This is a genomic window from Chryseobacterium sp. c4a, assembly GCF_009900745.1.
In the GTDB taxonomy this organism is placed as follows: domain Bacteria; phylum Bacteroidota; class Bacteroidia; order Flavobacteriales; family Weeksellaceae; genus Chryseobacterium.
The window spans coordinates 1-24533 of the sequence record NZ_WXVU01000015.1 but is presented as its reverse complement, the minus strand read 5'-3'; the positions used below and the strand labels follow the sequence as shown (position 1 = coordinate 24533).

Genomic DNA, 24533 nt, shown 5'->3' with positions numbered 1-24533 from the left:
AAGAGATGAATACACTAACAATACTTGCCTTATCTTGGCAACATATCCTTATCGTAGCGATACTATTGGTATTGCTTTTTGGAGGAAAGAAAATTCCAGAACTAATGAGAGGAGTTGGTTCAGGAATCAAAGAATTTAAAGATGCGGTAAAAGAAGAAGACAAACCAGGTTCTGAAAATAAATCGTCTTCTACAAACGATAATTCTACAAGCAACTAAAATTCCTTAGAATTAATGAAATTTACTGAGACTGCATGGAAGGTCTTCAATCAATCTATTGAAGACTATCACGTGTCTGATGACGTTAACACTCTAATTGATAACCCGTTCGAAAAAGATAGTTTGGAACGGATTTTGTATGCAAAGAACTGGATTGATACCGTTCAATGGCATCTGGAAGATATAATTAGAGATGAAAATATTGATCCGGCTGAAGCTCTTCAACTGAAAAGAACAATAGACGCTTCCAATCAGAAAAGAACTGATTTGGTAGAATATATTGACAGCTGGTTCCTTAATAAGTTTGAAAATATAACTCCTAAACCTGAAGCAAAGATAAATACGGAAACTCCCGCTTGGGCAGTAGACAGATTATCAATTCTTGCATTAAAGGTCTATCATATGTCATTAGAAGCTAATAGAGAATCCGCTTCTGAAGAACACAGAAACAACTGCCAGGCTAAACTGGATGTTCTGCTTACTCAGAAGGAAGATCTATCCACTTCTATAGACCAGTTGCTTGCTGATATTGAAAACGGTAATGTTAAGATGAAAGTATACAAACAAATGAAAATGTATAATGATGAAAGTCTTAACCCAATCCTTTATCAAAAAGGGCAACAAAAATGAAAAGACTAGTTTTTTTTGGAGTACTAATACTATTAACATCTTCCTGCGCAACGGAAAAGCTTAACCTTTCTCCGCTGTCAAATAATTTTTATAGCGATACAAAAGGCTCTGATTCTGATAGAGGCTCCAAAAAGAGTTTCAATATCAATGTCAAAGAAAATGTAAACGCTTCTGAAATTTCAAATATTATCTCAACTTTCCCTAAGTTCAAAAACAACGGGCTAAATGATGAGGTCACCAGTTTGAAATACAGCCTTCAGAATTATTTATATGCTATTGACGCTAATAATTCTGCAGGGAAAAGCAGAGCTTTGAAAAGCTTCGAGAAATCATACAAGAAAATTCAAAAGCAAAGACAAAGCCTTGAAAAAGATGATGATGAAGTTCTTAACAGATATCTGGTACGTTTAAAAACCAATATTTCTGTTATTGAAGATGCTTTACCAGGAAGTTAAAAACTAATTGAACTATTAATGATTAAAATTCAGGCGGAAGCCAATGTTCCTACAGAGCACGGCAATTTCCGAATGATCGCTTTCTCCGAAAATGAAAACGACTGGATGCCTCATATGGCTATTATCGCAGAAAATACAGATTTTTCAAAACCTGTGAATGTTCGTTTCCATTCAGAATGTATTACCGGAGAAGTTTTCCATTCAAAAAAATGTGAATGCGGCCAGCAATTGGATGCTGCAATGAAATACATCCACGAAAATGGAGGTATCATTATTTATCTTCGTCAGGAAGGTCGTAATATTGGCATCATCAATAAATTAAAGGCATACTCATTACAGGAAAAAGGTCTTGATACGGTACAAGCTAATCTTGAACTTGGACTTCCTGCAGATGACAGAAACTTTGGAGTAGCCATTGAAATCCTTAATCTCCTAGATGTAAAAGATATCAACCTTTTAACCAATAACCCTGAAAAGGTAAAATATGTGGTAGACAGCAATGTGCATCTTAATTCAAGGGTTCCGTTACAGATACCGGCCAATGAGATCAGTAAAGGCTATTTACAAACAAAAAAAGATTTCTTTGGACATCTACTCGATGACAATGATAAATAATCTATCATAAATAATAAAAAGCTCTAAAAAAATATTTTTAGAGCTTTTTTTATTCTCTTATTCGATCAAATTATTAATTATATATATTTATTTCACATATTAGTGTATTTTTTCAAATTATTATATTTGCCTCAAAATTATACCATGAAAAAAACACTAATTATTTTCTCTAGTATTTTATTATTAGGCTGTACAAGTACAAATGATCTTATTTATTCTCAAGATGAAGCTTTGCCTCTTACAACCGATCTGGATCAATCGGCACTAAATTCCCATTCAAAATTATTAGCCAATAGTCTTGGTGAGGTAACCCTTATGGATTTAAATATAGATAGAGCTCTTATAAATCCAGATGGCGGTGGATGTACATTTACAGCTGGATATAGTGTTGAAAATATACATAAATCAACAGCCGCATTTGGCCCAACCCCACTCTCCTTTTTGGGTTATACATTTAGAGGATATGGAAAGCCTAGAACTGATGGATTTCTTTGGAAGGGTATAAGAATTGACATTGAGAACCTTCCTAAAACAACTATCAATAGGGGACAAACCACCCTTACCAATAATTCTCAATCAAATGCGCTTTCTATAGAGCATCCTTTTAAGGCAAATGTAACTTATCAAATAACATTAACGGCATGGGTTACTGATTATATATGGAAAACTAAAAACAATAACAGAGAGGACAGAAGGGATGATAATAAGTATGATGTACCACAAAGTGAAGCATTCCCAACAATTGGTATAGAGTTAGCCAGCAGCCCTACTATTAATGGTAATGATCCTTGTGAGCCAAGACCTTTTGTTCAACCTTCACCTTTTGTAGTGAGGAACTATTATAAATCTCAAACCGTCATATTAGCAGAACCAAACAACCAAAAAAAAGAAATGACATTTAACTTCTCTACCACCGAATCTAAAAATGCATTTATAATTTATTTCTTGCCTGGACGTTCAGAAAATAGAAGTTCAACCTTCATACCAAAAAATGCTTATTATATGTTTGTTACCGGAATCAAAATTGTAGAAAAGCCATTTGATCCTTCCCATGTTGTCACCCCCACCTCACCTTGTAATAATAATGGAGGATTCAGATGTCCTTAATATATCCAAATATTACATAAATCAAAAGCTCCGGAAGATAACTCCCGGAGCTTTTTTAATTATAAAAAACTGAAAAGATATTTACTAATTTACTCTTGACATTGGAACGTGAGAATCATCAAGATTATAATATTTAACAACAGCATTATAGTCACTATAGTCTACATTTGCTTTTTTAGCTTTATTACCTGATGCATTTGCCGGAACAAGTACAATTCTAAATGTTTGATTCGTTAAATATTGAGCAGTTTCAGCAGATGTCATTTGCGTTCCTTGATTAAAATTTGCTTTTGTCTCAATATTTACATCAGTAGTATTAAACTTAAAGTTATAATCTAGCTCTCTGTTTGTTGGCAAACCATTAACATTATCAAGATAATAGGTTTTTGGAATTTGTTGCCACATATTGCCTTCTTTTCTATATACAAGAACGACATCTGTACTTTGAATACTGATACCTTTCGATAATAAGAATCCATTTCCGCTACTAAAAGTCCCTGTAGCATCCTGCATTAAGCTTATTGTATCTCCGTCTCCAACAACATTATCATTGTTATTACAGCTCATAACGAATAAACCAACAAATGCTAGCAGTATAAGTGGAAGAATTTTTTTCATTTTTATAAATGTTTAGTTATTATTTATATTGCGTATTCAAATCATATACCAAAAATTTCAAAAACTTTGTTTTCGTCAATTTTTTTAATTGTATTTTTGTTCTTATTCAAAAAGTCATGAAGAAATTATTATATACTTCACTCTTTATTGCTGCACTTATCAGTCCTAGGATTAATGCCCAATATCAGCCTAAAAATGCCACAAAGGAAGATGTTAAAAAGGCTCAGCAATGGGTTGAAAAAACTTACAAAAATCTTTCTCAGGATGAAAAATTGGGTCAGCTTTTTATTGTTGCATTGTATACCAATAAAGGAGAAGACTATATCAACCAGGTAAGAAATATTGTTACCAATGATAAAATCGGAGGTTTAATCCTGATGCAGGACGATGCCGCAAGGGAAATCAACCTGGTGAATGAATTCCAGCAGAAGTCGAAAGTACCATTGATGATCGGGATGGATGCCGAATGGGGATTATTCCAGAGAATTGCTACGGCTCACAAATTTCCATGGGCTATGACACTGGGAGCCATTCAGGATAAAAATTTGGTCTATCAGATGTCTGCAAAAATTGCAGAAGACTGTCATAGAATGGGAATCAATTGGGATTTTGCTCCTGTAGTAGATGTCAATACCAATCCCAACAACCCTATTATTGGTAACAGAAGTTTCGGATCTGAGGTGGATAATGTGATTAATTCTGCCCTATCTTATTCTAACGGGCTTCAGGATAATAATATCTTAGCAGCCATCAAGCATTTTCCTGGTCACGGAGATACCAATACGGATTCTCACCTTGATCTTCCGGTGGTTTCTCACAATATGGAAAGATTAAACTCTATAGAGCTTGCACCTTTCAAAGCTTTGATGGATAAAGGAATTGGCGGTGTTATGGTCGCTCATTTATATGTTCCAAGCTTAGAATCAGGAAAAGGAATTCCTGCTTCTGTTTCTAAAAATATCATCACAGGATTGTTGAAAGACAAACTTGGGTATAAAGGATTAATCATCACTGATGCTCTCAATATGGGAGCTGTAGCCAATAAATACAAACCGGGAGAACTGGATGCCATGGCATTTAAAGCAGGAAATGACATTATGCTTTTCTCTCAAGGAGTTTCTGAAGGTAAAAAACTGATCCAAAAGGCCATTGATAATAAAGAAATCCCACAATCCAGAGTAGAGGAAAGTGTAAAGAAGATTTTATTAACAAAATATTTTCTTGGGTTAACTCAATACAGCCCGAAAAATCCGGAAAACATTAATACTGATTTGAATAATGATTCTCATAAGACTTTGGTTCAGAATCTTTATTCTAATGCATTAACCTTACTAAAGGATGAAAAAAAACTGCTTCCTTTATCAGGAAAACAAGTTTATTATATTCCTTTGGAAGAAGCCCCTTACCAGACATTCGCCAACAGAATGGGATCTAATGTGATCATTAAAAAAGCCAGTGAAATCAATACAATCCCAACAGGGTCTACAGTAATTGTTGGTTTCCACAAAGATAATTCTACAGCTTACAAACCTTATAAAATATCAGCAGAATCAAAAAAAGTTCTTTCTGACCTAACCAGAAATCAAAACGTAATTCTTAATGTATTCGGAAGTGCATATGCTTTGAAAGATATTGATCTCTCAAAGATTTCAACAGTTCTTGTTTCTTATGAGAACAATGATGATTCTATGAACGCGACTGCTGATGCTTTAAATGGAAAATCAAAAATATGGGGAAGACTGCCTGTATTGGTCAATGATCAACTGAAAGCAGGAATGGGTATGGATCTGAATCCTGCAGCCCTAATGAACACAAAATAAAACAACATCAAAAACAACCATAATCCAATGAAAATAGGCATACTTTGCTATCCAACTTATGGCGGAAGCGGAATTGTAGCAACAGAACTTGGAATGTCCCTTGCCAACAAAGGATATGAAGTACACTTCATAAGTTCTGCTCTTCCTGCAAGATTAGATATTACCAATCCTAATATTTTCTTCCACAGAGTAAATGTCCAGACCTACCCGCTTTTCCAATATCAGCCTTATGATATTGCGTTAAGTTCTATGATTTACAGGGTTGTAAATCTCTATAAACTGGATCTGTTGCACGCTCATTATGCGATTCCTTATGCCTATGCAGCATTTACGGCTAAGCAGATGTTACAGGAAGACAATAATGATATTCCTCTGGTGACGACTTTACATGGTACGGATATCACTCTTGTAGGGCAGCATCCAAGCTATAAACATGCAGTAGAATTCTCTATCAACAAATCAGATGCAATTACTTCTGTTTCTGAAAGTCTGAAAAAAGATACGCTTCAGTTTTTCAATATCAAAAAGGAAATCCAGGTGATTACCAACTTTATTGATAATACTGAATTTGACGACTGTACAGAATGTCAAAGAACTCAATTTGCCAATCCTGATGAGAAAATATTGATCCATGTATCCAACCTTCGCCCGGTAAAGCGTGTGGACGAAGTATTACAAATCTTTAAGAATGTTGAAAAAAAGGTAAAATCCAAGCTTATCATCATTGGTGAAGGCCCAGATATGGAAAAAGTGAATCAGTTCCTTGAAGAAAACCCGGATCTTATTTCAAAAATTCGTTTGTTGGGGAAAGTGAATGATCTTTATAAGATTCTACAACTTTCTGATGTATTTTTACTTCCATCTGAGCAGGAAAGTTTCGGTTTAGCAGCTTTGGAAGCAATGGCAGCTTATACTCCAGTAATCAGCTCTAATGCAGGAGGAATTCCTGAAGTAAATATCCAGGGAGAAACAGGATATCTTGCTGAAATCGGAAATGTAGAGGCGATGAGCAACTACACCATCAAGTTGTTGAGCAATGAAGAACTTTTAGCCAAAATGAAGCAAAACGCGAAAGATCAGGCCATAAAATTCGATTTGAAAAACATTCTTCCTATTTATGAGAAAATGTATAGAACGACTATAGAAAATTTCAAAAAGGAGTTGACGAAAGTATAATATTTCTATTATATTTATCGTCACACTATGACGGAAAAATTACTTCAATATCTTTGGAACTATAAGGTTTTCAAATATTTTGACTTCAAGGATATTGAAGGAAATTCCGTTGAGATCATACAATTCGGGAAATGGAATAAAGATGCCGGCCCGGATTTTCTTGATTCAAAAATTAAAATCAACGGTGTGGTTCTTGCCGGAAATATAGAACTACACATCCGTTCTTCGGACTGGATTTTCCACAATCATTCTCAGGATCCAAATTATCAAAATATTATTCTGCACGTTGTTTTTCAACACGACACTGAAATTAGTGAACTCACAGATCAAAAAGTTCCTACCCTTGAACTGAAACATTATATTGACGAAAATATAATCTGGAAATACGAAAGATTAATCAATGGAAATCAGTTTATAGCCTGTGAGAATATTTTTAATACAGAAAAAATTCCACTGCATTTTCATGAAGGAAATATTTTTAAAAAACTGGAGGAAAAATCTGTTGAACTTGAGCAAAGCTTACATCTTTATAAAAATAATTTTGAGGCGGTATTATTCCACAGCTTAGCCTATTCTTTCGGGCTAAAGGTGAATGCCCATATTTTTAGACAGATTGCAGAAAGTATTGATTTCAGTATTATCAATAAAATCCGCCAGAATCCTTTACAGTTTGAGGCTTTATTATTCGGGATTTCAGGATGGCTTACAAATCCTGAGGATGGACAAATGAAAATATGGAAACGTGAATTCGATTTTCTGAGGGTAAAGTATAAACTTCCTGAGCTGACATTTCATCCCAAATTTTTAAGATTACGTCCTCCTAATTTCCCAACGATCCGCTTGTCTCAGCTTGCCGATCTTTACCAACAGCAGAATTTATTTTCAAAAGTAATGGAAGCTGAAAGTATGGGAAATCTCTATGATATTTTTAAATCCGTTAAAGCTTCGGAATACTGGGATTGTCATTTTAATTTCGGAACCATTTCGAAAGTACAACCTAAGACTTTGAGTAAAGATTTTATTGACCTCATCATTTTGAATACCATACTTCCCCTAAAATATGTTTATCATAAATATCATAGTGAAGAAATTGCTGATAAAATCATAGAATTCTACCAAAATATTCCTGCCGAAAAAAACTCAGTGATCCAGAACTGGAAAAATCTTGGGGTATCTGTAAACAATGCTCTAGAAAGTCAGAGCCTTATTTATCACTATAAAAATTCATGTGAAGAAAAAAATTGCTTAACTTGCAGTATTGGATTTAAACTTTTAAAAGAATCTTGAAATGCTGAGTAATATCCGTCATAAAATGGAAAGAGAATGGTTTGGCGTACTGACGAGAATGGGCGCTAAACTAGGGATTCCTGTATCCAAATTAAGAATATTCTTCATCTACTCTACTTTTGCTACAGCCGGTTTTTTCTTTCTGATTTATCTGGGTTTGGCATTTACTTTGTGGATTAAAGATATTTTTATCACCAGAAGACCAAGTGTCTTTGATTTATAATCATTATGGAATTTTTACCGATTACTTCTGCTGAAGATCATAGAGTTCAGGGAATCTATACTTCTTATACCAATACTTTCCCTGTAGACGAACAAAGAGATAAAGAACAATTTCTGGATTTATTTTCAAATCCCAAAGTAAGCTTTATGTCTGTAATACACGAATCTGAAGAGATTGGGTATCTCATCTTATGGGAACTGAGCTCTTTTGTTTTTGTAGAACATTTTGAAGTGTTTGAAGCTTTCAGGAGTAAAAAATTGGGTTCTCATATCATCCAGCATTTACTGGAAAATTATCCACAAGTGATTCTGGAAATAGAACCTGAAGATCAGAATGAAGATGCTAAAAGACGTTATTCTTTCTACCAAAGAAACAACTTTGAACTGATTGATACTACTTATATACAGCCAAGCTATGGTGAAGGAAAACAATCTCTGAACTTATGGCTGCTGGCCAATTATACTCCTGAAAATGTGGAGGAAATTAAAAACGAACTTTGTGATATTGTATATCCTTAATATAAAACGCCGGAATATTTCCGGCGTTTATTTTTATAGATTGCAAAATATGATTTGAGTTGGATTAATTACAAATTTTTGCGATTTATATGTTTAATATGAATCATTAGAGCACTATGTGATGATATTCTAATTCACCTGATACTCCAATTTTATGGTAATACTGGCTTCTTTTTCTTTAGAAGAAGTATTGAATGTTCCGCCATAGGAATAATCTTCGTTTGAATTGGGAGCTGTGATTTGAATGACTCCCATCGTCGCTTTTTTAAGATTTCCTAAGCTGCTTCCTGAGTTTTCTGCAATTTTTTCAGCCCGTTCCTTCGCATCTTTTGTGGCACTGGCAATCATCTCCTGTTTTACAGTAGCCAGTTTGGTATAAAAATAAGAAGGTGAAGAAGAAGTGAACTCAATTCCACGATTGATAATTTCAGTAATATTTCGGGAGAGGTTTTCGATTTTGCCTACTTCTTTGCTTTCAATAGATACATTCTGGGTCAGATTATAGCCAGAAAATTCACCCTGCACATAATTTCCATTAGCATCATTATAACTTCTAAACTGTTTTTGAATATCTACTGAAGAAAATACAATCTCATTTTGCTTTATTCCTTTTGAAATCAAATAATCATTGATGACTTTTCTGTCTAAAGCCAATTCATCATAAGCTGATTTCAGATCTGAATTATTTTTAGAAAAGCTACCCGACCAGGTAATCAGATCAGAGGTAAAGTGCTTGGTTCCCAAACCAGTTACGGAAATAGTATTCTCGGATTTATTTCTATTTTTGATAGCATTTCCTAGAAAGCCGAGTCCCAATACAAATCCCAGTGCTCCTACCGCTACTGCAATAATGTTTTTATTCATAAAATTTGTGAATTTGGTTTTGATTATGAGAATATTGCAGCAATTTCCATTCCAATACTTTAAGATTTCCTTAACACAAATAATAACTCTGAAGTTAAAGGCTTAAAGTTCCAAAAAGAGAACGTTACTTATGACTCTTATTCATTCGTTCAATAAAAAGAGGAATGACTTCTTCCATTCTTAGTATAACGCCGGATAGATTGCGTGCTTTTACATAAGTACGAACTTGAGGCTTTGCACTAAATGAGAATTCAATAAACTCTGAGATTCTGTCAGCCGGAATGCCGGCGTTTACAAAATAGTCATCTTCTACCCTACTTCTTACCCACATAATATGTTCCTGAAGGTCATCATATCTGTATTGTCTCTTCTGTTTTCTTGCCTTCCCACTTATCAGATCATATACTCCCTGTACATTCAGACTTCCTAATAACATAGGTAAAAGGACACTCTTTACTTCTGCCGGTTTTTCTCTCATTTTCCCTACCGGTTCCGGAAGTCCAATAGACTGTTTTACCTGCTCTCCTTTATCAATTTTAGCTACGATTCGGGAATCCTGTTCCAAATCTCCGGATAGCTTTTTCACAATTTTCACTTCACCAATATCTTTGGGAATCTGAAAAAGAGTGATTAACAATTCAGCATTACCTCCATCAGTAAGTACTCTTCTGGAAACTCTTCTGAAGTCTTCTTTTACAAACCTCAATTCATCATTAGGATTAGCTTCAATAGAGAATGTTCCTTGAGAATTGGAATAAGTTTTTTTATCTGAAGACATATTAACAATGGTTACGGCGCTCAAACCTTCTCCATTGTCATCAATAATCCTCCCAGTTACAGTTTGCTGGGAAAACACAATAGTACCGCACAGTACCATAAGGAAAAGAAAAATCTTTTTCCCATTTGTATCTGTTTTATCTTTTAGTTTGTGGAGCACGATAAGACGAAATTCTTGTTAAAACAAAACTTTGAAATCTGTACAGATCTGCATCACTGCAAAATCCATATTTCAATATCTTTTTTCTTTCAAAACCACCTGCAAAAACATAGGAAATGAAATGATCTATTAATGGTTTTTCTATTTTAAGACTGGTAAAATAATCATCTCCAAGACTTGTCCGTATATAACTCATTAAATCAATATCATCCCATTTATTTTTAGCCTTTCCAATCATAAATCCTTCTCCTTTTGGCTGCACAAATTCTCCTGGTTTTGCGGCAAGAATTCTTGGATCTGACTTCTGTTTCATATAGTTTCCTAAATCTGCCAACAGCTTTTCAACCTTTTTAGGTTTATTGTAAATTCTTGAATCTATTTTCAAATTTCCAGTTAATCCCTGTTTCACTTCCACTTCAGGAATCTGAATGGTTGATCGCATAAGGCTAATATTCATAGGAGATTGTACGTTTTCCTGAGAAACTTTTTTCGCTACTCTATCATACCCTGCCTTTATAAATCGCAATTCGTCACCTACTCTTCCGGATATCATAAAGTGTCCGTCATCGTTAGAAAAAACCATTTCGTCTGTCCGAATATTGATAACAGTAACATCCTGCATTTCTGCACCATTCTCAGAAGCTATCTTTCCAAAGATATAACTTTGAGCATTGGAATGACTGAAGAAAAGAAGAGATAGAAAAAAAAGTAGTTTGAATTTCACGGATTATTTTTTATAAAGCAAAGCTAAAATTATTTTTAATTTGTACCATAAGTTTAACCACCATTAACGCCTTTTAGTATTTCTAGCTACCTTTTGCTGTTGAAACTGTTAAATAGCTGGATTGAATTGTTAAATTTTTCTTTTAAATTTAGCTAACTTGCAGTCTCAATTCTCTTTTAACAATGCAAAATTCTTACACAGTCATCAATGCTTCTGCAGGATCCGGGAAAACATACGCCCTGGTTCAGCGACTTCTGATGATCTGTCTCCGTTATCCTAATCAACAGCAATCGATCAGGAATATTCTCGCTCTTACCTTTACCAATAAGGCTGCGAATGAGATGAAGGAAAGAATTTTATCCTGGCTTGGAAATTTCTCAGCCAGTAATTACGCAGAGAATGCAGATCTTAAAAATATTCAGAAAGCTTTTGAAGAACAGGGATTAAAAATTACAATTGATGATCTGCATCAAAGGTCGAAAAGACTACTGGATCATATTCTTCATAACTACTCTACTTTAAATATCGGAACGATTGACCGTTTTAATTCCAGATTGGTAAGAAGCTTTTCCTATGAATTGGGATTGGCTAAAAATTTTAACCTGGAAATTGAAGCTGAGCCGTTTCTTATTGAAGCTGTAGATAAAATGCTAGATCAGATCGGCGAAAATGAAACGATCTCGAATTCTTTCATGGATTATGTAGACTATAGTCTCGAAAACAATGAAAGGATTAATCTGAATAAAAACCTTTATGATTCGGCAAAAGAATTTGTAAAGGATATTCATTATGAGCATCTGAAAAACAACGAGAGTTTTGATGATACCAATTATGAAAACATCAAAAATGGACTTCGTAAAGAGATTGTTCTGAATAAAAAACAGGCTACAGAGCTTGCGGCATCATCTATTGAGCTATTCAAATCCAGAAATATTGAGATTGAAGATTTTGCTCAAGGAAAGAACGGAATCGGAGGATTCTTTACCAAAGTTATAGATTTCTACCAACAGAAAAGAGCAGGTTTCCCTTTTCCTACAACCTTGGAAGAATCGGTAATCAACAATTACAGAAAAGGAGCCTCCTCAAAATCTAAGCATAAAGAAGCTGAAATTTTTGAAATTCTGGATCAGCTTATTGAAAACAGGATGAAGCTTATTCTTCTCTATATTGAAACGCAGAAGAAAGAAAAAGTTTTATCGGCCCTCCTTCCTTTAAAAGTAAATAAGGATATTCAGGATGAGCTTAAAAAAATTGAGGAAGAAAATGATCTTGTTCTTCTTTCTAAGTTCAATATCTTAATCAATGAAAATCTGAAGAATGAACCTTCTGCGTTTATTTATGAAAAGGTAGGAGCTCAATTTCAACATTATTTCTTTGATGAGTTTCAGGATACCTCAGAATTACAATGGCAAAATTTTGTTCCATTGAGAGATCATAGTGTCTCTACTGAATATACATCTTTTACATTGGTAGGAGATCCGAAACAGAGTATCTACAGATTCCGGGGTGGTGAAAGTAAGCTAATGCTGGACATTATCAACAAAAAGGAATTCTCTCCTAAGCCGGCAGATCTTCTTGTTCTTAAAGACAATTGGAGAAGTGCCCGAAATATCGTACAGTTTAACAATGAACTTTATCAGTATCATTCTTTGGGACTGGAAGAGGAACACAAAAATATTTTTGGTACAGATGCCGAACAGACTCCTAAATCTAAAATCGACGGACGTGTAAAGGTAAATCTCATTGAAAACCTTACCAATGAAGAGTTTTATGATGATACCTCAGAGAGCATGCGAAGAGATATTCAGGAATGTCTGAACAATGGATTTAAATTCTCTGATATTACGATTCTTTGCCGTGGAAATTTTGACATTTTCAGTTATTCTCAAAAGCTCGGAAATTTAAAAGTAAACTATCGTGGTGAGGAAATCAATATCAAAACGATTTCTGATAAAGGGTTGACTCTTGAACTTTCCAATACTTTAAAAGCGGTTATTGAATTTTTAAGGTGGGAAATTAACCCGAAAAATAAGCCTTGCCTGATTATGATGATGTATTACCTGAATACGTTGGGGAAAATTCACATGGCAGATTTTACGCTGGAAATGAAAGAGATTCTGGACATTGAGGGCCATGAGAAAATCCTTCAGTTTATTCAGCAGAAATATTCATTACAGCTGAAGCAGGATCACTTCCCAAGATTCAATTTATATAATTTTATTGAGTACTACATCAATGAGTTCTCTGTGGAAAATAAGGAAACTGACTTTCTACTTAACTTTTTGGAAATGCTTTTCAATTTTACACAAAACGCGGGAGCAAGCACCAAGGAGTTTTTAAAATATTGGGATGAAGAAGCTTCTTCCTACACCATTCAGGCATCGGAAAATATTGATGCGATCCAGATCATGACGATTCACAAGTCTAAAGGGCTGGAGTTCCCCATTGTTTTTATTCCTATGATGAATAAAAATCGTGACAGCGAATTTACCAACTGGTTTGAAACCAATGAAAACGATGCTTTAAAGTCTGTAAATATCAACCAGTTCAGCAAGAACCTGGAAGTGTATGATGAGGAAATTCAAAAGTTCAATAAAAAGAATTCTTATAAAAATCTGATTGATAGGTTATGTTTACAATATGTAGCAACGACAAGACCTGTTGAGCAGTTATTTTTCTATCTTCAAAAAGCCAATAAAACCTCTAATAATCTTGAGTTGTTAGAATTTATTCAGACCAAAAACACTGAAAATGCGGATTCATTTGATCTGTATAAGGTAGAATCTGAAATGCTGAAAAAGCATTCTAAGACGAAGAGTTCATCTTTTAAAACTCAGAATATTCAGAATCTGAAAAATGTAAACGAAAAAAGCACTTCCATTAAAATTGCTACACCGTCGAAGAATTATCAGGTAAGAAACGAAAAAGTAAGAATAGGGCTTTTTGTACATGAGCTTTTGTCGAAGATCAATACTGAAAAAGATATCAACAAAGTATTGGAAGGCTACACACTGGATGGGCAGATTACGCTGGAAGAAAAAAATGAAATACAAATTACCTTACAGGAAATTGTCAAAACATATTCTGAATTTTTTGATGAGAAATGGGAAGTAATTAATGAAAAAGATATCATGATTTCTGAAAATGGTGAAAGTCATATTTCAAGACCTGACCGTATTCTTAAAAGTGAGGAAGGCTATATCATTGTTGATTTCAAAACGGGTGAAGAGAAAGGTAAGGATGAAGAACAGGTAGAAGGATACAAAAATATTCTGGAAAGACTTGGTAAAAGAGTCTTGAAAACGCAAATCATCTATTTATAAATCTTCATAGCTCCTTATATCAAAATGAGGGTACTCCTTTTCTTAACCAAAATATAATCTTCATTGGAGTCCCTAAAACAACAGATTAATTGTATCTTTCATCACATAAAAAAACTCCTGGAAAATATAAGATTATCATTACTTTAAAAACTAACACAAGTATTAATGATATAACCATGAAAATTTATTTAATCTCATTTCTTATAAGTCTCTTCATGATGGCCTTATCCGGAACTGTCATATTTAATATTTTGGATTATCAGGATCCTCCTGTCAATGAGGAAGGTTTTAAATATATGCCCACAGAAAATTTGGCAAAATCCTTCTTTTTTAGTTTTATTATTGGAGCGGTTACGTTTATTACAGCGGCTAGAATTCAGAGGCTAAAACATGGTAAATAAATACAAAGGCTATGATAAAAAATTTCATTATTAAAAACTGGAAGATTTTATTCAACATTCAATGGGTAGGTTTCTGTATTTTCATTGCTTTGGCGGTTATCTATTATTGGGATAAAGAGGCTCATATTTATTTTAACAGAAGCCTGGAAACTATTGATATTCAAAGTCTGTTTTCATTAATCGTAACCTTGCTTTTCGTTTTATTTACTGTGGTTGCTATGGTATACCCTCTCCTACTCCTGATACAGATTTATTTGATCCAAAGTGAGAAAGGCAGTGGTAAAAAGTTATTTTTCTTAGCTGCTTTATATCTATTAAGCATTGTTTCTTTATTTTTATTGTACACCATCAACAGCAGCCATGCTATAAAGACTTTACAGTCGTTGAATTAATTTAATTCCAGATTATGACGAGGCCAACACCGTCATTACTCAATAGGTTTTTATCCTAGAAATATTTCCTGCGAATCGCTATAATATCTGATGGATTTTTGAATGTTCACAACTCTTTATTGATCATAGAATAACTTTGTTTATTATATCTCTACACCTATCATAAAGCTACAATCCTTTTCTGGCAGGGCTACCCTACTTTTTATATAGAGTATTAATTTTCTTTAATGTATATCTCTATTAAATGAATTAATCATATATTTACGGCTTAATTTAAAAATTTATATCATTATGAAAAACTTCAAAAAATTATCTCGTGAGGATCTTAAAAAACTAGCCGGAGGTAATGGTGTTAAATGTGAATTGATGAGAGGAAATATTGTATGCGATGATCAAGATGCCGGTACTCAAGGTTGCAAAGAATGTGTATCATGCCCTAACAGGCAAGGCAGCCAATCTTGTTATACAGACCCAAATGGAAATTGTGCCGAAGCAAAAAGAAAAGCAGCATCCCTTTGCTAATCATTATTCATGAATAAATATCTTATTTTTATTTTCTTTTTTATCCAATACTCTTATGCTCAAAATTATAGAGCTATTTATGATTTTAATTATAAGTTAGATTCTACAAAATCTTATTCAGATACCATTGAAATGGTTCTTGATATCCAAAAAGAAACTACTAGATTTTATTATCAGAAATTAATTAAACTAGATTCTTTGGTGAGAAACAATGAGATTATTTCTTACTCATTTCCCGTACAGCAAGTGATCAAAAGGAATCAGAATTCTTTTGAAAATGAAAATTTTGTCAGTGTAGAGGATAAGTATTATACTTATTTTTCCACTGATCAAATAGACTGGAAGATCATGCCTGAGATTAAACACTCTGCCCATTATACATTACAAAAAGCAGAAGCAATATGGAGTGGCAGGAAATGGACAGCATGGTTTACTCCTGAAATCCCTATATCTGAAGGGCCTTATAAATTTAAAGGATTACCCGGATTAATAATAGAACTAGAAGAATCTAACAAGAATTTCGGATACAAGCTGATTTCTTTCAATAAGCTGGCATCAGATTATGATACTACCAATATTGTTGAAACCAACCTTGGAAATCCACCTGTAAAGATCTCTTTGAAGAAATATCAGGAATTATTATTAAACCAATATAACAATCCTTTTAGCGAGTATAACAATATGAAGGAAGGATCCTGGGGAATAACAATTGATGGTAAGGAAATTAATACTTTGGAAGGATTAAAAAGTATCAAAAAAAATTATCAATCAGGAATCAAGAGGTATTATAATCCTATTGAATTGGATAAAGCAGTTAAATACAAATAAATTTTATACAGAATATGAAAATAAAAAACCACGATCTTACTCGATCGTGGTTTTATATTGTTAAAAACTTTTTATGTTTTAAGCATTTGGATCCGGAGTAAATACTCTTTGTGATAATTCCTGATCAAAAAGGTATAATGCAGATGGATTATCGCATACCATTTTGATTTTCGTTACATACTGAGAAGCACTTGCTTCTTCTTCAACCTGTTCGTTGATAAACCACTGTAGGAATGATGTTGTTGCAAAATCTCCTTCTTCGTTGGCATTCTTCACAATATTGAAAATACTTTTAGTTACGATTTTCTCATGTGCCAATGCTTTCTCAAAAATATCTGTTGCACTTTCGAACTCATGTGGAGGTTTTGCAATTTCTCCAATGATGATTTCACCACCTACATCATTCAGATAATCAAACATTTTATCTGCATGCATTAATTCTTCTTTGCTTTGTACTCTGAAGTAGTTAGCAATTCCATCAAGGTCTTTTCCTGAAAACCATGCAGACATTGAAAGATAATATTGAGCGGCGTATTGTTCGTGGGCAATTTGTTCGTTAATTAATTTTGCAATTTTTTCGCTAACCATAAGTATTAAATTTATAGTCAAAAATAGGGAATAAAAGCCCGAAATCAAAAGTTTTACAAAAAATTAATACAAAAAGGATGGAAAAAAAACCATCCTTTACACATTAAAAAATCAAAATTATAAAGAGTTATTTAACTTCTGGAGCAGCTGTATTCATCGGCTTTTTCATCATTCTTCTATCCTTCATTGCCATTCTTTTTTGCTCCATTTTCACTTTTCTGTCAGCCTGCCATTTATCATATTGTTCAGGGGTAAGAATTTTCTTCATATCTGCATCCATTTGTGCTCTTTTGGCTTTCATTTCATCCATTTTAGCCTGTCTTACTTCCTTGTTTTTGGCAAACTCAGCTTTCATTTCGGCTTTTCTTTTTTCCTGTAATGCCTTTACCTGGGCTACTTGAGAAGCATTAAGGTTAAGATCTTTTTGCATCTGTGCAAGATGCTCCTGTTCTTTTTGTTGCATTTTTTGCTGCATTTCTGCTCTTCTTGCTTCCCTGTCTTGTGGAGTTGTCTGTTGTGCCATTGCAAAACTTCCCATTCCGATAAATGCTATTGCTAAAACTAATTTTTTCATCTTTTTAAAATTTAATTAATTGTTATTATACCTTTTTGATTCAATACTAAACCCTAAGTTAAATTAACACATTCATAAATAATGTTAATTTTTAACATAAATAAACCAAAAATAAACCAAAAAAAAGGACAGATTATAAAAACCTGTCCTTCACACCACTTAAATATAATATATGAAAATTAATTCCTTACCAAGCTTCCTCTAAAGCCTCCACTATTCCCTCGACTTGGTGCAGAATTTTCAGATCTTTGTTGTCTGAAACCACCATTATTTCCACGGAAACCACCATTGTTTTCTCTCGATGGAGCCGGAGCTGCTTCTCTTTTTATCTCATTATTTCCTCTGAACCCTCCATTTCCTGAATTTCCTCGAAACCCATTATGATCAGAATTTCCTCTAAAACCTCCAGAGTTATTATTTCTAGAACCTCCGTTGTTTTCCGAATTTCCTCTAAAGCCATTATTGTTGTTATCAGATTTATCTCTAAAGCCTCCGGAATTACTATTCCTAAAGCCTCCGTTGTTTTCTGAATCTCCTCTAAATCCATTGTTTTCAGAGTTATTTCTAAAACCTCCGGAGTTACGGAATCCACCATTTGATGTTCCTGAGTTTCTGAAACCATTATCTGGTCTGCTGCTGCCTCTTACAATATCAAAAGTAGGATTATCAATCCTTCTGAATCTTGCACGATCCACTCTGTAGATATTGATATTGATATTTCTATATCTTGGCATTACAGTATATCTCGGAACATAATAAGATCTTCTGTAATTTTGAAAATATACAATAGGACTTGCTCCTCTATAATAATTATTCTGGAAAACTACAAAAACCCTTGGCCCCATAATTCTTTCTAAAGCATAGAATCTGTCATAGTACCATCTATCCGGATTAAATCTGTAGAAATTATCCCAAGCAGCAAAACTTGCATACAGATTATTCAGTCTTATGATCTGATCTACTTGCCAACGGCTTAATCTGTTTTGAACAAAGAAACCGTTCCAATCAATATTGATAACACTGTTTCTATAATCGTTATAATAGCTTTGATAATAATCACTTGGATAGTAATCCTGAGGATAATTGTAATAATAATCATCAGGAAAATAATTTCTGTCATCTTCATCGCCATAATAGCCTGCTCCATTCTGATAATAACCATCATCTCCCCAACCATTATTCGGATACTGTTGAGCAGACATCAAAACGCCCAGCCCAAAAGCTAATCCCAAAAATATTTTTTTCATCTCTATAGTCGTTAATTGGTTAATATATAACAGAATATCTCAATTCTATCTTTTTGATACAAATAAAAAAAAGAAGTTAAATCCTAAGATCAAACTTCTTTTAAAATATATTTAATTCATTGATAATCAAGTGTTAAATTTACATCCTCCCACTATCTTTTATCCAATGAGCTATCTTTTCATTAAAAACTTTCTCATCTTTAAGATCTTCCAATTTTATATGCATTCTATAGCGCCAATAATGTGGAAAAACAGCAGGATTGTTAATCCTCTCATTATCAATCTTATTATTGGTAAGTCTTGCATCTGTAGCCAAGAATTCCTGGATAGGGAAAATAGCCAGCATAGATTCATTATATAAATGCTGCTTCATGATGATCTCTGCTAAATCAGGAGTTAATTCTTCAGGTGCTTTTCCATATTGAATCAACTGCTGATTAAAATATTTCTGAGTCAAAGCAGGATCTTCTTTCCACCATTGTCTTAAAGTAGAACTATCATGAGAAGAAGCCGTAACCACATTCATATAATTAGCATGTCTTGGATCATAGAATGGAATATTCTCTGCAGGCATACGCTGAACTTTAAGGGCAATAATCGCCAGCTCATCCATTACAATCGGTACACAAGCCGGAACCATTCCCAAATCTTCACCACAGATTAACATTTTGGTAGCATTTAGGATAACAGGAAGTTTCTCCATTGCTTTTTCATACCACAAATGATCTTGTCTTCTGAAGAAATAATCATGGTACAGATCATAAATACTTTTCTGCTCAGCTTCAGGTAAATATTGATAAGATTCTGTATTATAAACATTGAACCTCGGATGATAAACCGTTTCTCCTTTTCTTTCTTCAGGCAAAAACAAAACGTTAGCACAAAGGGAAATCAATTTTTCCTCAAGGGAACCATGCGGTTTTTTCTTAAAGAAATCCACTAGCTTTCTTTGAGTATCAAATTCTTCTTTAAAACTATAGGTTCCATCTTCATTACGATTCATAAATACAAGAGCTTTTCCGCTATCTGCTGCAAAATATTTCCATAAGATCTCGTTGTTGATAAACGGCTTGCAATATCTGTCAAATTTAAATGGAATCTGCCAAGCTTTAAATTCATCCGCCACAATAGGAACTGCTGGATAAAAATACCCTAGAATTCCCTGTACAGCTGAAATAGGCATTCTCCATATTCTAAAGAACCCTAAGATGTGGTCAATTCTCATAGCATCAAAATACTGCTCCAATACCTTAAATCTATTTTTCCACCATCTATAATCATCAGCCTTCATAGCTTCCCAATTATACGTTGGAAACTCCCAGTTTTGACCAAGTTCTGTAAACTGATCAGGTGGTGCACCAGCCTGGAAATCCATTCCGAATAATTCCGGCTCAGTCCAAGCTTCAACAGAATATCTATAAATTCCAATAGGAAGATCTCCCTTTAAAGAAACGCCAAGATTATGAGCATAATCTACAGCATCCTTTAGTTGTACATGAAGTTGATATTGTACCCATGCATGAAGCATTGAAAGATCATAATCTTTACTTTTTGTTGTAAAAAACTGTAAAATCTTTCCGGCAATATATTTTTTATGAGTTTTCCACTCATTGAAATTAGGAGTATTATACTTGTCTCTTAATACACAAAACGCTGAATAAGGAACCAACCAATGCTCATTATCTTTAATGAACTTTTTAAAGTTTCTATCTTTATAAATCTTATCTTTTTCAGCATAAAAAATAGCTTTTAGGTATTTCCATTTGCCTTCGATCATCTTTTCATAATCGATAAGTTCAAAAGCATTTAAAGCCTCTTTATCAGCTTTATACTCCTTAACTAATTCTTTCGGTAAAGAAAAATCAAGCTTTTCTAATGAAATATACTGAGGATGTAAAGCATAAACGGATACTGCAGCATAAGGATAAGAATCCGTCCACGAATAATTTGCAGTTGTATCGTTAATTGGAAGAATCTGGATAATTCCAAGATTTGTTTCTTTTGTCCAATCTGCAAGCTTTTTAATATCAGAGAACTCTCCTACTCCAAAACCTTCTTCACTTCTTAAAGAAAATACAGGAACAGCAACACCGGCATCATGATACATCTGATACCCTTTAAATCTGAAATAATGATTGGAAACAATCTGCAATACATCAGGCAACGGATTAGCAATAGTGAATCGGTTTTCACCTGTTTCTACATCTATTACTCTACTCTCTTTTGTATCATAGATACAATATTTAAACTGGATGAAATCATTTTCAGGAATTTCAACAGAAGCCTCCCAAACTCCAAAATCAGTTTGAGATAAAGGAACTACTCTGTTATAATCCCAATTTCCTAAAGAAGCCGTATTTCCAAATAGCACAATTCTCCAGTCAGGATTATAAATAGGTGCTTCTATTTTGAATAGATGAGTATGCTTTTTCAGAATTACTGATTTCTCTGGCGTAAAGTCGTGTAACTTATTATAAAGAATCTTGTTGTTTAGATAATTTTCCGGAAAATTTTTGTTATTCCATTCATCAAAAATAATAAACTCTTTATAGTTGTGAGGAAAATGAAGATGATGTTGAACAAACTCATCTCTTAAAACATTTCCTTTTTCATTAACCACTCTATATTGATAAGAAATAGACTTTGAAAAGTAATCCACTTCACATTTCCACAAACCATTCTCTGCATAAAACATTGTATGGACATGAGCCGCGGCACCTTCTTCCCCAATCACCAACTGCAGATTCTCTCCGGCTTTTACAATATATCCTACATTAAAGTATAGCTTCATCTATATTTTTTTTATAAAAGTACATTATAATATCGAAAAATAAAACTTATTGAATATCAAATAATCATTAAAAAAACCTTCTCAATCTGATTGAAAAGGTTTTATGATAAGTCAAATTTTATTGATCTATTTTTTTAGCTATTATTCTGTGATAAGGATTTTCTTATTGAATATTACTTTACCTGATTCATCAGCTATGCTTACAACATATGCTCCACTAATTAATCCTCTAAAATACACCTTCTGATCTAGTGATCCGTCTTTCACAGACAAACTCTCGTTCATCACATTTTTACCAGACATATCGAAAACATTCAACTTAATATTTCCTTTTAACTTTTTATCATTAACATGAACATTCACAAATTGTTCGTTAACTCTTGTAGGGTAAATATCCAGGTTTGTGCGTGCGCTATTATTTGAAGAAACTCTGTCATTCACAAAGTATTTACTTGCCAAATCATAAATATGCAGATTCTGTTCTCCTGGAAGCTGCTTAGCTTGTAAAGTAGTAAGATCCACTTCATATAGAGGTGCGCCTTTAGCACTTGCAATAACCACTTTTCCTTGTTGATTAACGGCTGATCCATTAACAGAATAGTTATCCGGAATTCCTACAATTTTACCAACAAATTTTGCTTTTAGCTCCTTAGTTGAAACTTTAAATACATTTCCTGAAGCTGCAAAAATATAAAAGTTATTATCAGCATCAGCCACCATATCTCCGCCGAATCCTGTTTCTAAGGTTGTAAATGAGTTTCTGCCATTCGAAGAATCATCCTTAATAATACCAAGATCATTTACTACATACTGCCCAGCTTTCTTACTGATCTGTAAGAATTGAGTCCCTGAGTTATTAACAGCATAAATATTTCCATCATAGCCTGTGGCCATCCTCGTAATATGAGAATTAATATCACATGATGTTACTCTCACTACATTATTCTCTACTAAAGTAATTTCCTTAGTATAAGGATTCAACATATAAATATTAGAAGAAAACATAGGCATATAGACCAAATTATTATTGGAAGAATCATACGCCAATGCTGCCATAGTAACAGCCTGAGAATTATTAAAAGAATTTTTGTCTTCAGTCACGACTCCTCTTCTGGTTTGTGAAACAACTTTTGAAGATGAGTCAGCAGTAAAAAACTTCTCTCCGGAAGTTCCATTCGTCGCATCTATCACACGAAAATCATTGAAATTAATACTCGGAGTATCCTTTCCTGCAATAGCAAAAACATCCTGCTGAGCCTGGATATATCCGCTAAACAGCATTAAAAATAGAGGGAATAAATGTTTTTTCATAGAATGTATATTTTAGATTCGTAATCATATTGGTATGACTAAGTTACACAATTTACAAATTAGAAAACCAAAAAAAAGCTATGATTTGAATAAAATTAATAATATATAAACTAAAATGATACTAGTCTGTTAATTATAAATAAAAATAGATTATAAGGAATCAGTGATATACTTTAGCAATTTCAATATATTTTCAGGAGCTTAATCCTGCTATCCACTCATACTCCTCGCACCTTTCTATTCCAACGCCCAATCCTTCCACTCTCCACCTCTTGCTGTGGGGTAACCGTTCCTATCAGGGCTAGGAAGAACAATAGATCATGAGAATAAATAGAGTCCTATGAAATTGATTATAAAATTATTTATTAGTGATGAGTAAAGAGCAAAAAGTAATTTATAGTTGATGATGAATATTTGCATGATACTTTAGAATGTCAGTACTGCTCACGATTTGTCATCCCACAGGGATCTCGACAACGTTAGCCCTGGCTGGTATATTTATACAGTGTTCAATCCATTCAATAGAAGTGGGCTTTAGCCCGCTTTATTATTTACAAGCAATCCAATGGCTTTAGCCAAAACTTATAATAGAAAGAAAGAATGAATGAATGAATAGAGCTTAGTAAGCATCATTCAATGATGATATAAAAAAGAGCTGCCTAAAATAAGAAGTATTCCTACTGATTCGCTCTCTTTGTCATCCCGCAGGGATCTCGGCAACACTAGCCCTGGCTGATATATTTCTACAGTGTTCACTCCATTCAATAGAAGTGGGCTTTAGCCCGCTTTATCATTTACAAACAATCCAATGGCTTTAGCCAAAACCTATAATACAAAGAAAGAAAGAATAGAGCTTAGTAAAAACATCATTCACGGATGATATAAAAAAGAACTGCCTAAAATAAAAAGTATTCCTGCTTATCTACTCTCTTTATTATCCCGCAGGAATCTCGACAATGTCAGCCCTGGCTGGTATATTTCTACAGTGTTCTCTCAATTCAATAGAAGTGGGCTTTAGCCCGCTTTATCATTTACAAGCAATCCAATGGCTTTAGCCAAAACCTATAATACAAAGAAAGAAAGAATGAATGAATGAATAGAGCTTAGTAAGTAAATACTATTCACTGATTTCCATACTCCTGTTGAGATCCTTACAGGATAACAAGATACAGGGAATAACGATAATAGAATAATGATAAGGAATAGATGGTGGTGGTTGGTGGTGTACTCCCTAAAGTATAAAGCAAAAAAAAATCCTCTATCTTTCGATAAAGGATTTTTAAAAATAAAATAAAAACTGGCGGCGGCCTACTCTCCCGCGTTAGCAGTACCATCGGCGCTGGTGGGCTTAACTTCTGTGTTCG

General features: G+C 33.7%; 24 protein-coding genes. 14 read left to right on the top strand and 10 right to left on the bottom strand.

The window, feature by feature from the left end; all coding sequences use genetic code 11:
* Window positions 1-5: 5 nt before the first annotated feature.
* From GTR01_RS17885 to GTR01_RS17865, 5 genes are all read left to right on the top strand, one after another.
* Complete coding sequence (locus GTR01_RS17885) at window positions 6-218, top strand: twin-arginine translocase TatA/TatE family subunit (RefSeq protein WP_160139131.1); 213 nt, start codon at window positions 6-8, stop codon at window positions 216-218.
* Between the two features lie 15 nt (window positions 219-233).
* Window positions 234-848 (top strand): DUF4254 domain-containing protein, encoded by a 615-nt coding sequence (locus tag GTR01_RS17880; protein ID WP_160139130.1) that lies wholly within the window; start codon window positions 234-236, stop codon window positions 846-848.
* The gene (locus GTR01_RS17875; RefSeq protein ID WP_160139129.1) at window positions 845-1303 is read left to right on the top strand and encodes a hypothetical protein; all 459 of its coding nucleotides are present in this window, start codon (window positions 845-847) and stop codon (window positions 1301-1303) included. Before GTR01_RS17880 ends, GTR01_RS17875 begins: the two co-directional genes overlap by 4 nt.
* A gap of 18 nt (window positions 1304-1321) precedes the next feature.
* Entirely contained in the window at window positions 1322-1918 is a 597-nt protein-coding gene (gene ribA / locus GTR01_RS17870) for a GTP cyclohydrolase II (RefSeq protein ID WP_160139128.1), read from the top strand.
* 144 nt (window positions 1919-2062) lie between these two features.
* On the top strand, window positions 2063-3025 hold the full coding sequence (locus GTR01_RS17865) for a hypothetical protein (RefSeq protein ID WP_160139127.1): 963 nt from the start codon (window positions 2063-2065) through the stop codon (window positions 3023-3025).
* An 84-nt stretch (window positions 3026-3109) separates the two neighbouring features.
* Here the strand turns inward: GTR01_RS17865 and GTR01_RS17860 are convergent, their stop codons facing one another.
* Window positions 3110-3643 (bottom strand): hypothetical protein, encoded by a 534-nt coding sequence (locus tag GTR01_RS17860; RefSeq protein WP_160139126.1) that lies wholly within the window; start codon window positions 3641-3643, stop codon window positions 3110-3112.
* Window positions 3644-3759: 116 nt separating this feature from the next.
* Here GTR01_RS17860 and GTR01_RS17855 point away from each other — a divergent pair, with 116 nt between their 5' ends.
* The 5 genes from GTR01_RS17855 to GTR01_RS17835 are packed head-to-tail and all read left to right on the top strand — an operon-like array spanning window position 3760 to window position 8667.
* Window positions 3760-5463 (top strand): glycoside hydrolase family 3 protein, encoded by a 1704-nt coding sequence (locus GTR01_RS17855; RefSeq protein ID WP_160139125.1) that lies wholly within the window; start codon window positions 3760-3762, stop codon window positions 5461-5463.
* Between the two features lie 27 nt (window positions 5464-5490).
* Window positions 5491-6639, top strand: a complete 1149-nt coding sequence (gene bshA, locus GTR01_RS17850) for an N-acetyl-alpha-D-glucosaminyl L-malate synthase BshA (protein ID WP_160139124.1) — start codon at window positions 5491-5493, stop codon at window positions 6637-6639.
* Between the two features lie 27 nt (window positions 6640-6666).
* Window positions 6667-7926, top strand: a complete 1260-nt coding sequence (locus GTR01_RS17845) for a DUF2851 family protein (RefSeq protein ID WP_160139123.1) — start codon at window positions 6667-6669, stop codon at window positions 7924-7926.
* A gap of 1 nt (window position 7927) precedes the next feature.
* Window positions 7928-8149, top strand: coding sequence for a PspC family transcriptional regulator (locus GTR01_RS17840; RefSeq protein ID WP_027373948.1), 222 nt, complete (start codon window positions 7928-7930; stop codon window positions 8147-8149).
* Between the two features lie 5 nt (window positions 8150-8154).
* Window positions 8155-8667, top strand: a complete 513-nt coding sequence (locus GTR01_RS17835) for a GNAT family N-acetyltransferase (protein ID WP_160139122.1) — start codon at window positions 8155-8157, stop codon at window positions 8665-8667.
* A gap of 129 nt (window positions 8668-8796) precedes the next feature.
* On the opposite strand, the gene GTR01_RS17830 is transcribed toward GTR01_RS17835, so the two are convergent.
* The 3 genes from GTR01_RS17830 to GTR01_RS17820 form a co-directional block, all read right to left on the bottom strand.
* Window positions 8797-9531: an SIMPL domain-containing protein gene (locus GTR01_RS17830; RefSeq protein ID WP_160139121.1), complete on the bottom strand. Its 735-nt coding sequence runs from the start codon at window positions 9529-9531 to the stop codon at window positions 8797-8799.
* Between the two features lie 124 nt (window positions 9532-9655).
* A complete protein-coding gene (locus tag GTR01_RS17825; protein WP_228452277.1) occupies window positions 9656-10468 on the bottom strand; it encodes a carboxypeptidase-like regulatory domain-containing protein in 813 nt (270 codons plus the stop codon).
* Window positions 10446-11192: a hypothetical protein gene (locus GTR01_RS17820; protein WP_160139120.1), complete on the bottom strand. Its 747-nt coding sequence runs from the start codon at window positions 11190-11192 to the stop codon at window positions 10446-10448. Before GTR01_RS17820 ends, GTR01_RS17825 begins: the two co-directional genes overlap by 23 nt.
* Window positions 11193-11374: 182 nt before the next feature.
* Here GTR01_RS17820 and GTR01_RS17815 point away from each other — a divergent pair, with 182 nt between their 5' ends.
* From GTR01_RS17815 to GTR01_RS17800, 4 genes are all read left to right on the top strand, one after another.
* Window positions 11375-14515 (top strand): UvrD-helicase domain-containing protein, encoded by a 3141-nt coding sequence (locus GTR01_RS17815; RefSeq protein WP_160139119.1) that lies wholly within the window; start codon window positions 11375-11377, stop codon window positions 14513-14515.
* 412 nt (window positions 14516-14927) lie between these two features.
* Window positions 14928-15308: a hypothetical protein gene (locus tag GTR01_RS17810; protein ID WP_160139118.1), complete on the top strand. Its 381-nt coding sequence runs from the start codon at window positions 14928-14930 to the stop codon at window positions 15306-15308.
* Window positions 15309-15599: 291 nt separating this feature from the next.
* Entirely contained in the window at window positions 15600-15830 is a 231-nt protein-coding gene (locus tag GTR01_RS17805; protein WP_160139117.1) for a bacteriocin-like protein, read from the top strand.
* Window positions 15831-15839: 9 nt separating this feature from the next.
* The gene (locus tag GTR01_RS17800) at window positions 15840-16658 is read left to right on the top strand and encodes a GLPGLI family protein (protein WP_160139116.1); all 819 of its coding nucleotides are present in this window, start codon (window positions 15840-15842) and stop codon (window positions 16656-16658) included.
* A 78-nt stretch (window positions 16659-16736) separates the two neighbouring features.
* On the opposite strand, the gene GTR01_RS17795 is transcribed toward GTR01_RS17800, so the two are convergent.
* From GTR01_RS17795 to GTR01_RS24670, 6 genes are all read right to left on the bottom strand, one after another.
* Window positions 16737-17246, bottom strand: coding sequence for a ferritin (locus tag GTR01_RS17795; RefSeq protein ID WP_160139115.1), 510 nt, complete (start codon window positions 17244-17246; stop codon window positions 16737-16739).
* 127 nt (window positions 17247-17373) lie between these two features.
* Entirely contained in the window at window positions 17374-17820 is a 447-nt protein-coding gene (locus GTR01_RS17790; RefSeq protein WP_160139114.1) for a hypothetical protein, read from the bottom strand.
* A 179-nt stretch (window positions 17821-17999) separates the two neighbouring features.
* Entirely contained in the window at window positions 18000-19067 is a 1068-nt protein-coding gene (locus GTR01_RS17785) for a hypothetical protein (protein ID WP_160139113.1), read from the bottom strand.
* 139 nt (window positions 19068-19206) lie between these two features.
* Complete coding sequence (locus GTR01_RS17780; protein WP_160139112.1) at window positions 19207-21858, bottom strand: 4-alpha-glucanotransferase; 2652 nt, start codon at window positions 21856-21858, stop codon at window positions 19207-19209.
* Window positions 21859-21999: 141 nt separating this feature from the next.
* On the bottom strand, window positions 22000-23169 hold the full coding sequence (locus tag GTR01_RS17775) for a T9SS type A sorting domain-containing protein (RefSeq protein ID WP_160139111.1): 1170 nt from the start codon (window positions 23167-23169) through the stop codon (window positions 22000-22002).
* A 1151-nt stretch (window positions 23170-24320) separates the two neighbouring features.
* Window positions 24321-24533, bottom strand: a 213-nt coding sequence (locus tag GTR01_RS24670; RefSeq protein ID WP_228452276.1) for a hypothetical protein, incomplete at its 5' end; no start/stop codon positions are given.